The following is a 13,742-nucleotide window of genomic DNA, read 5'->3' as shown; positions in this document are numbered from 1 at the left end:
ACGTTCATGAAAGTCCTTGTAGCGGTAAAACGAGTGGTCGATTACAACGTCAAGGTTCGCGTCAAAGCGGACAACTCCGGCGTCGACCTGGCTAACGTCAAGATGTCCATGAACCCCTTCTGCGAAATCGCCGTGGAAGAAGCCGTGCGCCTGAAAGAACAAGGCGTGGCAACTGAAGTTGTGGTCGTCTCCATCGGTCCCACTACTGCTCAGGAGCAATTGCGCACAGCGCTGGCATTGGGGGTCGATCGCGCGGTGTTGGTGGAGTCTGCCGAAGAGCTGACTTCCCTGGCCGTGGCCAAGCTGCTCAAGGCTGTTGTAGACAAGGAGCAGCCTCAACTGGTCATCCTTGGCAAACAGGCCATCGACAGTGATAACAACCAGACTGGCCAGATGCTCGCAGCCTTGAGCGGCTACGGTCAGGGCACTTTCGCCTCCAAGGTCGAAGTATCCGGCGACAGCGTGGCGGTGACCCGCGAAATCGACGGCGGCGCACAAACGGTTGCTCTGAAACTGCCGGCCATCGTCACCACCGACCTGCGCTTGAACGAGCCTCGCTACGCGTCCTTGCCCAACATCATGAAGGCCAAGAAAAAGCCGCTGGAAACCGTCACTCCGGACGCACTGGGTGTTTCCACCGCTTCGACCAACACGACCCTGAAAGTTGAAGCGCCGGCTGCTCGCAGCGCAGGCATCAAGGTCAAGTCGGTTGCAGAACTGGTCGAGAAATTGAAGAACGAAGCGAAGGTGATCTAAGCATGACTATTTTGGTAATCGCGGACCACGACAGCAAAGCAGTGGCCCCGGCCACCCTGAACACCGTGGCGGCTGCCGCCAAGATCGGTGGCGACATTCATGTGCTGGTTGCTGGCGCCAATGTCGGTGGTGTGGCCGAAGCGGCTGCGAAAATCGCAGGCGTGGCCAAGGTGCTGGTAGCTGACAACGCTGCCTACGCCCACCAACTGCCGGAAAACGTTGCGCCGCTGATTGCAGAGCTAGGTGTTGGCTACAGCCACATCCTCGCGCCTGCCACCTCCAACGGCAAAAACATCCTGCCGCGCGTGGCCGCCCAGTTGGACGTCGACCAGATCTCCGAGATCATCTCGGTAGAATCCGCCGACACCTTCAAGCGCCCGATCTACGCCGGTAACGCCATTGCCACCGTGCAATCGACGGCGGCCATCAAGGTCATCACCGTGCGTGCGACTGGCTTCGACCCTGTTGCTGCAGAAGGCGGTTCGGCTTCGATTGAAACCGTAGCGGCGGCGCACAACGCCGGTATCTCGTCCTTTGTGGGTGAAGAGCTGGCCAAGTCCGATCGCCCTGAGCTGACCGCTGCCAAGATCGTCGTTTCCGGCGGTCGTGGCATGCAGAACGGCGACAACTTCAAGCACCTGTATGCGCTGGCCGACAAGCTGGGTGCTGGCGTCGGCGCTTCCCGCGCCGCGGTCGACGCAGGTTTTGTACCGAACGACATGCAAGTCGGTCAGACCGGCAAGATCGTCGCGCCCCAGCTGTACATCGCCGTCGGTATCTCCGGCGCGATCCAGCACTTGGCCGGTATGAAAGACTCCAAAGTGATCGTTGCGATCAACAAGGACGAAGAGGCGCCGATCTTTCAGGTAGCCGATTATGGTTTGGTGGCGGATTTGTTCGATGTGCTGCCGCCACTGACTTCAGCGATGTAAGGGAGATACTCCATGAGCACTCTCGATTTTTCCAGCTGGATCGGCCGAACCGAAGAAAGCCATGACCAGATCAGCCACAACCTGGTCAGGCGCATCGCCGCGACGCTGAGCGAAGCCGCCCCGCAACCGGGCCAGGCGCTCCCCCCCCTGTGGCATTGGGCATTCTTCCAGGACCCGGTCGCAGCAGGCGGCCTGGGGCAGGACGGCCACCCGGCCAGGGGCGGTTTTCTGCCGCCTGCCGACAATCGCAACCGCATGTGGGCCGGCAGCCGGCTGACCTTCAAGCAGCCGTTGCAGGTCGGTGCAGAAGTCACCCGTGTCTCGACCCTTCTCAATGTCGAGGAAAAACACGGTCGCACCGGCTCGCTGCTGTTCGTCACCGTGCGCCATGAGTTCTTCCAGGACGGCGACAGTGTATTGCTCGATGAGCAAGACATCGTCTACCGCGAACCCTCCCCGCCCAAACTCGGCGGCACCGAGCCGTTGCACGAAGGTCAGTGGCAGGAGGCCGTGGAGCCCGATGCCACGCTGCTGTTCCGCTACTCGGCGGTCACCTTCAACGGTCACCGCATCCACTATGACCACCCCTATGTCACCGAAACCGAAGGCTACCCAGGCTTGGTGATCCATGGTCCGCTGATCGCCACCCTGAACCTGCGGGCCTTCTTGCGCGCCCATCCCGGGGCGACACTCAAGCACTTCAGCTTTCGCGGGGTACGCCCATTGATCTCACCCCAGCCCTTTGAAGTGGGCGGGCGCGTGATCGAGCCCGGCAAGGCGCAGGTGTGGGCAGGCAATCAGGACGGCGTCGCACAGATCGGAGAAATCGAGTTCGAAGAAGGAACCCAGCCATGAGCCCATCGGTGATCCGCAGCGCCCTGTTCGTCCCGGCCACGCGCCCTGAACGCATTGCCAAGGCGCTTGCCAGCGGCGCTGATCGCGTCATTGTCGACCTGGAAGACGCGGTAGAAGAAAGCCTGAAGGAACAGGCGCGAGACAACCTGGAGCGCTTTGTGCTCGACCACGCCGATGTTCAATTGCTGGTACGCGTCAATGCACCAGAACATTGGGCCCACGAGGCGGACCTGGCGCTGTGCAAGCGTCATGCAGGCATCACTGGCGTGCTGCTGCCCAAGGCAGAAACAGCGGCGCAAGTGCTGGTCGCCGCCCAAACCGGCAAAGCAGTCTGGCCGATCATCGAGAGCGCTCGTGGCCTGGCCGCCCTCGACAGCATTGCCGCTGCCAAGGGGGTGGAGCGCCTGGCGTTCGGCAGCCTGGACCTGGGCCTGGATCTGAACCTGCGAAACGGCAGCCGCGCCGCCGAGCAGGTGCTTGACCAGGCCCGTTATGCGGTGCTGTTGAGCACTCGGGTAGCAGGTCTTGCGCCGGCACTGGATGGCGTTTTTCCAGGTATCCAGGACGTCGAAGGACTGCGCGATACCGTCCAATACGCCCACGACATGGGGTTTGGCGGTGCGCTGTGCATTCATCCCGCGCAAGTGGCGGTGATCCATGGCGCCCTGCAACCCAGCGAAGAGGAGTTGCGCTGGGCACGGCGCATTCTGGAAGCCGCCGCATCGGGCGAAGGGGTCTTTTTGCTGGAGGGGCAGATGGTGGATGCGCCGGTCATCGGCCGAGCCCGCTCCATCATTTGCCGGCTTTAGCCGCGATGCAGGCGCTTCGGTCTGCCAGATATACCGCGGCGCACCCATCGCAGCCAAGCAGCTCCTACACAGGTCGGTAGGAGCCGGCTTTAGCCGCGATGCAGGCGCTTCGGTCTGCCAGATACACCGCAGTGCGGCCATCGCAGCCAAGGCTGGCTCCTACACAGGTCGGTAGGAGCCGGCTTTAGCCGCGATGCAGGCGCTTCGGTCTGCCAGATACACTGCAGTGCGGCCATCGCAGCCAAGGCTGGCTTCCTACACAGGTCGGTAGGAGCCGGCTTTAGCCGCGATGCAGGCGCTTCGGTCTGCCAGATACACCGCAGTGCGGCCATCGCAGCCAAGGCTGGCTCCTACAGGGGCACGCAGATCTCAATCAGCGTTGGATGGCTTTGGCAGCCCGCCAATGCATAAACACACCCATCAATGCCACCACCGCCGCCGCAGCGCCGGTGGAAATCACCAGCACTTGGTAGTCCGGCACAAAGGCCATGGTCACCAGGCACGCAATGATGAACGCAATGACCAGGTAGGTCAGCCAAGGAAACAGCCACATCTTCAGGCGAATCGGCTTGCCTTCAGCTTCCAGCTTGCGGCGCATTTTCAGTTGCGAGAAGGCGATCACCAGGTACACCAGCATCGCGATCATGCCGGTGGTGTTCATCAGCACGTCCAGCACGTCTTTCGGGCGCAGTGTCTCGCTGAAGTTGATCAGCGCGACAAACACCGCCACCGAGCAAGAACCGATGATGGCGAACACCGGTACACCGGTGCCGGGGCGGGTGTACTTGAAGAACTTCGGCGCGTCACCACGGGTCGCCAGCGAGAACAGCATGCGCGAAGCGGTGTAATGCGCCGAGATCAGGCAGCTGCTGACCGAGGTCAAGACCACGAAGTTCATCACCAACTCGGCACCCGGAATACCCAGCAATTCCAGGGTGCGACGGTACGAACCATAGCCAGATTGGCCCAACAGCGGATCATTCCACGGCACCAGAGCAACGATCAGGAACACGGAGCCGACGTAGAACAGGCACACCCGCCACACCACCGAGTTGGTCGCCTTGACGATTTGCTCGGACGGGTTCTTCGATTCGGAGGCCGCAATGGTGACGATTTCCGCGCCCAGAAAGGCAAACATCACCCCCAGCATGGCCACCACCACGGACTCAAAACCGTTGGGCATAAAGCCCTGGACGGCGGTCAGGTTGCTCAGGCCGTGCGCTTCACCGGTGGGCCACAAGTTCATCACGGCCATCCCGCACACCACAATGAAACAGATGATCGCCACCACCTTTATGAGGGCAAACCAGAACTCGAACTCGCCGTAGTGCTTGACGTTGAAGAAGTTGACGCCGATCAGCACCAGCGTGGTTGCCAGCGTGAAGACGTTGACGTCGACCGAGGGGAACCAGCCATGCAGGATCTTGCCGGCGACAAAGGCTTCCCAAGCCATCAGGATGACCCAGAACCACCAGTACAACCAACCGATGGTAAAGCCGGCCCAGCGGCCGATGGCGCGCTCGGCATAGGTGGAGAACGAGCCGGTGTCTGGCGACGAAGTGGCCATCTCGCCGAGCATGCGCATGATCAGCACGACCAGGATGCCGCCGGCCAAGTAAGCCAGGATAGCCGCCGGGCCCGCGCTATGGATCACGCTGCCGGAACCCACGAACAATGCCCCGCCGATCACCCCGGCAATGGACATCATGGTCAAGTGGCGAGACTTGAGCGAAGCACTGAGCTTGCTCTCGTTCTCCACTGTCGTGGTGGTGGATGTGGATGTTGCGTCCATCTGTAAATGACCCCTTTTTCTTGTCGTCCGATCAACGCGCATAACCGGCATGGGCCAGTGGTTGCCTGCTGATCGATATTTGATTGTGTACGGGATGGATTGCGGCCTGCTCAGGTGGTCTCGCCTGGTGGGTCGTCAATCGTGCTCAGCGCGCCAGGGACAGCTCCTGGGGCCTATTGATCGATGCGTGATGAAGTGCGTTGTGAGGGTTCATGAAGCGTCAACGTGCTTTAACTGGCGATAACAGACCCCTAATGTAAAAATGTCTGTCAAAGAGAGCCATGCACAGCACCGCGAAAGTTTCACTGCACTGTACAGGCCGCTAATGCAATACACCCCTCTCCGTGCAGGCGCCCGGCGTTACGCACACCTGAAGGCACAGTCTTAATGCTTGAACTAAATCCCGATTCGGCCGAGCCGCTCGTCAACCAAATCATCAACGGGTTGCGTGACCTGATCGATAACCAGACCCTCAAGCCCGGCGCCAAGGTTCCGTCGATCCGGGCCTTTGCCGCCACCTATTCGGTCAGCACCTTCACGGTGGTGGAGGCTTATGATCGGCTGGTGGCCCAAGGCCTGCTGGTCAGCCGCGGCAACGCCGGCTTTTTCGTCAATCGCGCGGTGCCCGAGCGTCTGGACAGCCAAGTCGAAGCGGAGCCTGGCAAACCCGAGTTCAATTCCGAGTGGTACCTGCAACAAATCTTCGAAAGCCGCCAACTGACGTTCAAGCCTGGCTGCGGCTGGCTGCCCAATGACTGGATGTTCGAAGACGGCCTGCGCCGCGGCATGCGCCAAGTGGCCGGCAGCGCGATGGAACTGAGCGGCTACGGTGATCCGATGGGCTTGCTGGAACTGCGCAACCTGACCGCCCAGAACCTGCAGCAAGACCTGCGCATCGTCGCCAACCCCGCGCAATTGATGCTCACCCATGGCGCCAGCCAGGCCCTGGACCTGGCCGTGCGGACCCTGGTGCGCCCAGGCGATGTGGTCTTGGTGGACGACCCTGGCTACCCGAACCTGATGAGCATCCTGCGTTTTCAGGGCGCCACCTTGATCGGCGTGCCTCGCACCCCGGCCGGCTATGACCTGGATCACCTTGAGCGACTGCTGATGCAGCATCGGCCCACGGTGTTTTTTACCCAGCCGCACCTGCACAGCCCGACCGGCTCACGCACGCCGTTGGCGCAGCTGCACCGACTGCTGCAATTGGCCAACCAGCACAATTTCCGCCTGGTGGAAAACAACCTGTATGCCGACATGATCGCCGACCCCCTGCCCTGCCTGAGCAGCCTCGATCATTTGCAGCAGGTGGTGTATGTCGGCAGCTACTCCAAAAGCATCTCGCCCAATGTGCGAGTCGGCTACATGCTGGCCAACCCGCAATTGATGCAACAACTGCTGCAACTGAAGATGCGCTCGGGCCTGACCACCTCCCAGGTGATGGAGCGCGTGGTCTATGCCGCGATCACTGATGGTCGCTGGCGCAAGCACCTCAAGCGCCTGCGCCAGCGCTTGGCCGAAGCCCAGCAAGAGGCCAGCCGGCAGTTGACCCGACTGGGCTTCAAGATTTTCGTCGAGCCTGGCGAAGGCATGTATCTCTGGGCTCGTCACCCACGCATTGCCGACAGCGCCGCGCTGGTCGACGATGCACTGGCAAACGGCATCATGCTCGGCCCGGGCCAATTGTTCATGGTGGATTCAAAAGCAACCGGCTGGATGCGCTTCAACGTGGCCTTCAGCACCGACCCTGCGCTGTGGCGCCAGCTGGAAGCCTTGTTCGCCCGTTCCCACATCGGCTAAGGCGAAACGCTGTAGCCGCTGCCGAAGGCTGCGATGCGGCCCGTCAGGGGCGCCGGTGCGTTCACGCGACCCTGCGCCCGCTTCGCGGTCGATCGCAGCCTGACGGCAGCGGCTACAGACGGTCAAGACGGTATTTATATTAAAGTTGCGTACATGGCTGCTAATGCAGTCATGCACGCGGCCAGCGCGACCAGCGATGTTGCCGTCATTGCACGCGCGGACGGCGCCATCACCCCGGCCCCGCTCAGCAACTGGCGCTTGCGCCGGGCGCCATAGAGCACGACCGTCGTCGACGCCACCAGCAACACACAGGCCAGAACTGTCACTGGCAATTGCTGATTCACCCACCCCGAACGCAGCGCCAGCAGCGCATTGGCCAACACCGAAAACCCGGTGCGGCTCCAGGACAGCGCCGTGCGCTCGGCCTGAAGCCCTGGGTCGCGAATCACAGCAGCTTCAATAGCCATAACAGCACCACCACGGCCACGATCCCGACGATGGCCATTGCAAGCAGTGCGATGGCCATCGTCGCTGGCAAACGGCGTTTATGACGCATGGCAATTTCGTTGGCCCGCCAGCGCACATAAGCCAAGGTACACAGCACCGCCGCGAGCACCCCGAAGGCAATTGCCAGGCCCACCACCAGATGATACGGGCCAAGCTTGGTAGAGAACTGATCAAGCACCAGCCCACCTGCCAGCAATCCAAGCGCGGTACGGATCCACGCCAGGAAAGTCCGTTCGTTGGCCAGCGAAAACCGATAGTCCGGCTCTTCACCTTGCTGCTGCCATTGGGGTACACGCATCACTGACTCCTTACCGTGTTTGTGTGGTGGTCGCCTGACGCTTGCCAGCCGGCAAGGCGATGAGCAATAGAACGGCGCCGAGCAACGTAATGCCGCCCAGAATCGCCAGCCCAGGATAGATACTGCCAGTCGTGGTCTTCATCCACCCCACCAACGTTGGGCTGACAAAGGCGCCGATGCCCCCAAGGCTGGTAACCAGGGCGATACCACTGGCCTTGGTATGGCCGGTCAGAAAGGTCGGTGGAATGGTCCAGAACACCACAAAACCGCCATAGGACGCCGCCGCGGCAAGGGCCAGCAGTGTGACGACAACCGGGATGCTGTGGGCGAACACTGGGAACAGCGCGAAGCACAGGGCGACGACGGCGCCACAGGCCGCCAGGTGCCAGCGCCGTTCCATGCGCAGATCCGAACTGTAGCCGACAATATAGGTACCGATCGCTCCAGCCAGGAACACCACACTGGACAACAGGCCGACACTGACCAAGTCCTGTACGCCCGCATCACGAATGATGGTGGGCGCCCAGAAGCCGATGGCATTGAACGACACCAGTACGCAAAAGTAGCCAGCGATGCCCAGGTAGACCTTGGGGTTGCGCAGCGCTTCGCCCAAGCCATGGCCTTTACCTTTCACCTCGCCGTGCTCTTCAGCGGCCATATCGGCCATCACGATGGCCTTCTCCCGCTCGCTCAGCCACTTGGCTTCGCTTGGGCGGTCACACAGGTAATAGAACGCGACGACACCCAGCAGCACAGCCGGCATCCCTTCCAGCAAAAACAGCCACTGCCAGCCATGCAGCCCATGCAGGCCTGCCATGTGGGCCATGATCCAGGTCGATACCGGCCCGCCAATGATCCCGGCGCAAGCAGCACCCAGCATGAAGAAACCGGTCACGCGCCCGCGACGTGCGGCGGGGAACCAGTAGGTGAGGTACAAGATGACCCCTGGGAAGAAACCGGCCTCGGCGGCCCCCAGGAAAAATCGCATCACATAGAACTGCATGGGCGTGTTCACGAACATCATGGCGCTGGAGATCAGGCCCCACAGAATCATGATCCGCAGCAGCGTGCGGCGAGCGCCGATACGCTGCATCCAGAGATTGCTCGGTACTTCGAACAGGATATAACCGATAAAGAACAACCCGGCGCCCAACCCATAAGCGGCCTCGGAAAAGCCCAGGTCGCTCATGAATTGCAGTTTGGCGAAACTGATGTTCGCCCGGTCCAGATAGGAAACGATGTAGCAAATAATCAAGAACGGCATCAGCCGCAGGGCCAGTTTTCGGTACGTCCGCTCTACTTCGTCGGACGGATACTGGTTGAGCACGGTTTCTTGTGGTTGAGCAATATTCATGTGACCCTCGATGACTGCAAGTGTGAAGTCGATACAAAGGGGCGGCCCATGGCTTGGGCCGCCAGGATTCCTGGAACGTGCGGTCTCACCCTTCGCAGGGCGCAACCTCATCCATCACCACGTGATGCTCGACCATAGGCTTGGCCAAGGCATCACCGGCTTTTGCTCCTTCTCCCGCCTTCATCACAAACAGCGGATTGATATCCAACTCCTGAACACACTCACGCAAGTCGACGGCCATCGCCGATAAGCGCATCAACGTCTCGATCAAGGCGGCCACGTCAGCCTTGGGCCGCCCACGAGCACCGTCCAATATTGCAAACCCCCGCAGCTCGCGGACCATCGACTCGGCATCCGAACGGGTAATTGGCGCCAGACGGAAACTGACGTCTTTCATCACTTCGGCAAAGATACCGCCAAAGCCGACCATCACCGCCGGCCCGAACAACGGGTCGTTCTGGATGCCCAGAATCAGCTCGACCCCGCCGCTGACCATTTCCTGCACCAACACACCATCGAGTGTCGCATCGGGTGCATAAGCGCGGGCATTGTCGATAATCTGATCAAACGCGGCGGTGACCGCCTCGTCACCCTCGATTCCTACTCGAACACCACCGGCTTCGGTTTTGTGCGGGATCTGCGCCGACTGGATTTTCAGCACCACCGGGCCTTGCATGGCCGAAGCGATTCGGCTGGCCTGCTCAGGCTGGGTCGCCAGCGCCTCGCGGGTGATGCCGATGCCGTAGTGCTGCAGCAGCTTTTTCGCTTCGAACTCGGTCAGGTCGGTGGTCCGCCCCGCCATGATCTGCCGCGCCTCAGGGCAATCGAGCACCGTTGCAGCTTCACCTGCCGATTGCTGCAAGCTGGTACGGGCCTGGGCGAAAGCCGCCAACGCCGAGGCGCCACGCGCACAACGAACCGGGGACTGATAACGCGGGATACCGGCCGCGTCGAGAATGTCATAAGCGGCTTGGGTCGAGGCTGGGTCGGCGTTCCAGGCCACCAGGATCGGAATGCTGCGCTCGCGAGAAACACGCACAATTTCGTTGGCCAGTTCTACCGCCAACTTGCCACTCGCCGCTGCCAGGGCCAGCCCGATCATGTCTACGTTCGGGTCGCTGGCCAGTTGCTCCAACGTCGCCCTGAGCAGGTTCACATCGGTGAGCAGGCTGGCGGTCACGTCCATCGGGTTAGCCACGGCCGCAAACGAAGGCAGTACCTCCTTGAGCGCGGCGACGGTGCTTGGAGCCAGTTCCGGCAACTCCAGGCCACCTTCGGCCGCACCGTCAGCCATGGCAATGCCAGCACCACCAGAAATCGTCACGATGGCCAGACGGTTGCCCTTGGGCAGCCGGCCTGGCAGCAAGGCCTTGGCGCAGTCGGCCAGATCGCCGACATCATTGACTTCGATGATGCCACTCTGGCGGAACGCGGCCCGATACAGCGCCATGGCACCGCCCAGGTTGGCAGTATGCGAAGCGGCGGCGCGAGCGCCCGCCTCGGACGTGCCCACTTTCCAGACCAGCATCGGCTTGCCAGCGGCCAATGCGCGACGACCAATGCCAATCAGCCGATGGGCGTCCTGGAAGCCTTCCACGTAGCCTGCGATGACGTGGGTCTGGGGGTCGTCGATCATGGCGTCCATGAAATCCAGGGAGGTCGTTACCGACTCGTTGCCGGTGGAGACGTAGTGGCGAAACCCGACCCCCTCTTGGCTGGCCAGCATCACGATCGAATTACCAAACGCCCCGCTTTGCGAGGTGAGGCTCAAATGGCCCCGTGGGTAGTCCAGGCCATAAGGCGCACCGAACCCCACATGGATACCTTCGCTGATATTCATGTAGCCCTGGCAATTGGGCCCGATCACTTGCATCTGGAAAGAACGCGCAATGGCGGTAATGGTGCGCTGCGCCTCGGCGCCCTCTTCCCCGGCTTCGGCAAAGCCCGAGGAGAGGATCACAGCAAAGCGGCAGCCTTTGTTACCCAGGTCAGTCAAGGCCTGGGGCACGCGCTTGGCGCCGACGGCAATCACTGCGACATCCGGGGCGGTCGGCAGCGAGCCGATGTCCGGGTAACAGGTGTACCCGGCCACTTCGTCATAACGTGGGTTGACGGGCAGAATCTGGCCCGAATAGCCCTTGGCTTTCAGGTGTGCGATGGGTTGGCCGCTGATGGACGCAAGGTCCTGGGAGGCACCGATCACGGCGATGGAACGGGGTTTGAAAAACAGCTCGAAGTCAGACATGGCGATGGTCCTGCGAGAGAGGAAGGGCGGCGCGCTCGCGTTAGCGAGTCGCGGCCAGTACCTGCTTGGCGATATTCAGTTGATGAATCTGGCTGGTGCCTTCATAAAGGCGGAACAGCCGAATATCGCGGTACCAGCGCTCAATCGAGGAGTGGTCGGCCACATAGCCTGCGCCACCGAAGATCTGCACGCAGCGGTCAGCCACTCGCCCACACATTTCCGTGGCGAAGTACTTGCACATCGAAGCTTCGAGCACCACATCCTCGCCTCGGTCGCGCTTTCGAGCGGTTTCGAGAATCATCGAGCGAGCGGCGAAGATCTCGGTCTGACAGTCGGCAATCATTGCCTGGACCAATTGGAAGTTCGCCACCGGCTGGCCGAACTGCTCCCGGGCCTTGGCGTGCTCGACGGCCATGGCCAGCATGCGCATGGCAGGGCCGGTGGACAGGGCTGCCAGATGAATGCGCTGCTTGTTGAGGGTTTTCATGACCGTCCTGAAACCCTGGCCTTCGACCCCGCCGATCAGGTTGGCCGCAGGCACAATGCAATCGTTGAAGTAGACCGAGCCGACCGGCGAACCGGCCTGCCCCATCTTGCGATACGCAGGGCCGGTCGAAAGCCCTGGCATGCTGCGCTCCACGATAAACGCCGAGACACCTTTGGCGCCCTTGCTGCCAGGCTCCGTGCGGGCCGTGACCGTGAACACATCGGCAATCGGGCCGTTGGTGATGTAGCACTTCTCGCCGTTGAGGACATAGTGGTCACCCTCGCGGCGGGCAGAGGTTTGCACGTTGGTGGCTTCGGAGCCTGCTTCAGGCTCGGTGACCGCCAGGCAGCCGGTCCACAGGCCACTGGCCAGGTTCGGCAGGTAACGTTGCTTCTGCTCCTCGGTGCCATCGACGACGATGCCTTCGGAGCCAATCCCGGTGTTAGTACCAACCCGGGCGCGGAACGCCACGGAGCACTGGGAGAGTTCGAAAGCCGCCAGCACCAGCTCTTCGGTGGTCAAGCCCGCGCCACCGTAGCCCTGGGGAATGCTCCAGCCAAAATAGCCTTGGTCGCGCATCTGCTGCACCAGCGCCTCAGGCACTTGGTCGGCCTCTTCGACCTGCGCCTCAAGGGGCATCGCTTGCTCGCGCACGAATCGGCGCACGTCATTGAGAAACGACTCGAATGCTTGGGAGTCTCTGATCATTTCTACCTCCTGCCATGTTTTTTATATTTGTTAAGAACCATATGGCAGCAGAGCGAACATAATCGCAATGACTGTTCGACTATGTGGAACACTGTTTGAATAGTTTGAACATTGGTGGCAGTCTTGCTGTTATTCCTACGCAGTGGAGGTGGACAGTGGACAACGAAGAGCAGCACAAGCGCTCCACGCCCCAGCAGGAGCTGGCGCCTGAGGATTGGCATTCTCCAGCCACGCATTGCCTGCCCGACGAATTCGCCGATGATCGCCAATTCGCCACGACCCTGGCCCGCGGCCTGGAGATCCTGCATTGCTTCACACCGCGTGACACCCAGTTAGGCAACGCTGAGCTGGCGGCTCGCACCGGGATGGCAAAGGCGACCATCTCGCGCTTTACCTACACCTTGGTGCGCCTGGGCTACCTGCGCATCAACCGGATGAACAACAAGTACCAGATGGGCTCGGCGGTACTCTCCATAGGCTACCCCTTGCTGGCCAGCCTGAATATTCGCCAGATCGCCCGGCCGTTCATGAAAGAGTTGGCGGACCATATTCGCGGCTCCGTCTCCCTGGGGATGCGCGATCGGCTCAATGTCGTGTATCTGGAAAGCAGCCGCAGCAACGCCCCGATGAGCCATCCACCGGACGTCGGCCTGAGCTACCCCATTGCCCGCACGGCCATGGGCCGCGCGTTGATCGCGGCATCCTCGCGGGAGGACCGCACCGCCCTGCTGAACGAAATCAAAGTGCGCAGCCCCGAGGACTGGAAGCAGTTTCAGCCGCGCATTGAGCAGAGCATCCAGGAATATCAGGAGCGCGGTTTCTGTTTGTCCTATGGCGATTTGCGCCGGGAGATTCACGCGGTCGCCGTGCCCATGCGGGCGATGCAGGACGGTGAAATCCTGGTGTTCAACTGCGGCGTGTCGGCATTCATGCTCGATGAGGGGCAACTGGCCAGGGATATTGGCCCACGGTTGGTGTCGATGGTGCGCAGTATTGAAGGGATGATGGGGATTTATTAGGTTGTTCACGGATGTAGGCGGAAAGTGCATTGAGCCCGCAATTCGAACATGGTTGGGGCAGCCCGATCTAGACACCAGCAATATCGCTAGCCAGTTAAGAAAAAATCAGGTTAATTTCATAAAATTAAGATTTTCTTGGCACACTGAAGAAAAATTTCGTGGCAAGAGCAAGAAATTAAG

12 protein-coding genes are annotated in these 13,742 nt (G+C 61.0%); 6 read left to right on the top strand and 6 right to left on the bottom strand.

The annotated features are described in order from the left end of the window. The first annotated feature begins 6 nt into the window (after positions 1-6). The 4 genes from AC3IX4_RS11310 to AC3IX4_RS11295 are packed head-to-tail and all read left to right on the top strand — an operon-like array spanning position 7 to position 3,352. The gene (locus tag AC3IX4_RS11310; RefSeq protein WP_489260606.1) at positions 7-756 is read left to right on the top strand and encodes an electron transfer flavoprotein subunit beta/FixA family protein; all 750 of its coding nucleotides are present in this window, start codon (positions 7-9) and stop codon (positions 754-756) included. A 2-nt stretch (positions 757-758) separates the two neighbouring features. After that, complete coding sequence (locus AC3IX4_RS11305) at positions 759-1,688, top strand: electron transfer flavoprotein subunit alpha/FixB family protein (protein ID WP_489260605.1); 930 nt, start codon at positions 759-761, stop codon at positions 1,686-1,688. Positions 1,689-1,700: 12 nt separating this feature from the next. Further along, positions 1,701-2,543, top strand: a complete 843-nt coding sequence (locus AC3IX4_RS11300; RefSeq protein WP_489260604.1) for an HTD2 family dehydratase — start codon at positions 1,701-1,703, stop codon at positions 2,541-2,543. Further along, on the top strand, positions 2,540-3,352 hold the full coding sequence (locus AC3IX4_RS11295) for an HpcH/HpaI aldolase/citrate lyase family protein (RefSeq protein ID WP_489260603.1): 813 nt from the start codon (positions 2,540-2,542) through the stop codon (positions 3,350-3,352). The genes AC3IX4_RS11300 and AC3IX4_RS11295 overlap by 4 nt, the downstream gene beginning before the upstream one ends. Before the next feature lie 373 nt (positions 3,353-3,725). Here the strand turns inward: AC3IX4_RS11295 and AC3IX4_RS11290 are convergent, their stop codons facing one another. Then, positions 3,726-5,144, bottom strand: coding sequence for an amino acid permease (locus AC3IX4_RS11290; protein ID WP_489260602.1), 1,419 nt, complete (start codon positions 5,142-5,144; stop codon positions 3,726-3,728). Positions 5,145-5,531: 387 nt separating this feature from the next. Between AC3IX4_RS11290 and AC3IX4_RS11285 the strand changes: the two genes are divergently transcribed. Further along, positions 5,532-6,944: an aminotransferase-like domain-containing protein gene (locus tag AC3IX4_RS11285; RefSeq protein ID WP_489260601.1), complete on the top strand. Its 1,413-nt coding sequence runs from the start codon at positions 5,532-5,534 to the stop codon at positions 6,942-6,944. 134 nt (positions 6,945-7,078) lie between these two features. Here AC3IX4_RS11285 and AC3IX4_RS11280 read toward each other — a convergent pair whose 3' ends face one another. The 5 genes from AC3IX4_RS11280 to AC3IX4_RS11260 form a co-directional block, all read right to left on the bottom strand. After that, positions 7,079-7,411 carry a DUF202 domain-containing protein gene (locus AC3IX4_RS11280; protein ID WP_489260600.1) on the bottom strand — a complete coding sequence of 111 codons (333 nt, stop codon included), beginning with the start codon at positions 7,409-7,411 and terminating at the stop codon, positions 7,079-7,081. Further along, on the bottom strand, positions 7,390-7,749 hold the full coding sequence (locus AC3IX4_RS11275; RefSeq protein WP_489260599.1) for a YidH family protein: 360 nt from the start codon (positions 7,747-7,749) through the stop codon (positions 7,390-7,392). Before AC3IX4_RS11275 ends, AC3IX4_RS11280 begins: the two co-directional genes overlap by 22 nt. Before the next feature lie 10 nt (positions 7,750-7,759). Continuing rightward, complete coding sequence (locus AC3IX4_RS11270; protein ID WP_489260598.1) at positions 7,760-9,103, bottom strand: MFS transporter; 1,344 nt, start codon at positions 9,101-9,103, stop codon at positions 7,760-7,762. Positions 9,104-9,188: 85 nt separating this feature from the next. Further along, on the bottom strand, positions 9,189-11,348 hold the full coding sequence (locus AC3IX4_RS11265; protein WP_489260597.1) for an acetate--CoA ligase family protein: 2,160 nt from the start codon (positions 11,346-11,348) through the stop codon (positions 9,189-9,191). Positions 11,349-11,388: 40 nt separating this feature from the next. Continuing rightward, positions 11,389-12,543, bottom strand: a complete 1,155-nt coding sequence (locus AC3IX4_RS11260; protein ID WP_489260596.1) for an acyl-CoA dehydrogenase family protein — start codon at positions 12,541-12,543, stop codon at positions 11,389-11,391. A 155-nt stretch (positions 12,544-12,698) separates the two neighbouring features. On the opposite strand from AC3IX4_RS11260, the gene AC3IX4_RS11255 reads away from it, so the two are divergent. Beyond that, positions 12,699-13,562 (top strand): IclR family transcriptional regulator, encoded by an 864-nt coding sequence (locus tag AC3IX4_RS11255; RefSeq protein WP_489260595.1) that lies wholly within the window; start codon positions 12,699-12,701, stop codon positions 13,560-13,562. The last annotated feature ends 180 nt before the right edge of the window (positions 13,563-13,742 follow it).

The sequence above is a fragment of the Pseudomonas sp. KH_021 genome (assembly GCF_057838865.1).
The sequence above is the reverse complement of the archived record's forward strand: the minus strand, read 5'-3'. Positions and strand labels throughout refer to the sequence as shown.

Bases quoted from the DNA above. Each gene is read 5' to 3' on its own strand.
- AC3IX4_RS11310 (WP_489260606.1), top strand. From the start codon at position 7: ATGAAAGTCCTTGTAGCGGTAAAACGAGTGGTCGATTACAACGTCAAG.
- AC3IX4_RS11305 (WP_489260605.1), top strand. From the start codon at position 759: ATGACTATTTTGGTAATCGCGGACCACGACAGCAAAGCAGTGGCCCCG.
- AC3IX4_RS11300 (WP_489260604.1), top strand. From the start codon at position 1,701: ATGAGCACTCTCGATTTTTCCAGCTGGATCGGCCGAACCGAAGAAAGC.
- AC3IX4_RS11295 (WP_489260603.1), top strand. From the start codon at position 2,540: ATGAGCCCATCGGTGATCCGCAGCGCCCTGTTCGTCCCGGCCACGCGC.
- AC3IX4_RS11290 (WP_489260602.1), bottom strand. From the start codon at position 5,144: ATGGACGCAACATCCACATCCACCACCACGACAGTGGAGAACGAGAGC.
- AC3IX4_RS11285 (WP_489260601.1), top strand. From the start codon at position 5,532: ATGCTTGAACTAAATCCCGATTCGGCCGAGCCGCTCGTCAACCAAATC.
- AC3IX4_RS11280 (WP_489260600.1), bottom strand. From the start codon at position 7,411: ATGGCTATTGAAGCTGCTGTGATTCGCGACCCAGGGCTTCAGGCCGAG.
- AC3IX4_RS11275 (WP_489260599.1), bottom strand. From the start codon at position 7,749: ATGCGTGTACCCCAATGGCAGCAGCAAGGTGAAGAGCCGGACTATCGG.
- AC3IX4_RS11270 (WP_489260598.1), bottom strand. From the start codon at position 9,103: ATGAATATTGCTCAACCACAAGAAACCGTGCTCAACCAGTATCCGTCC.
- AC3IX4_RS11265 (WP_489260597.1), bottom strand. From the start codon at position 11,348: ATGTCTGACTTCGAGCTGTTTTTCAAACCCCGTTCCATCGCCGTGATC.
- AC3IX4_RS11260 (WP_489260596.1), bottom strand. From the start codon at position 12,543: ATGATCAGAGACTCCCAAGCATTCGAGTCGTTTCTCAATGACGTGCGC.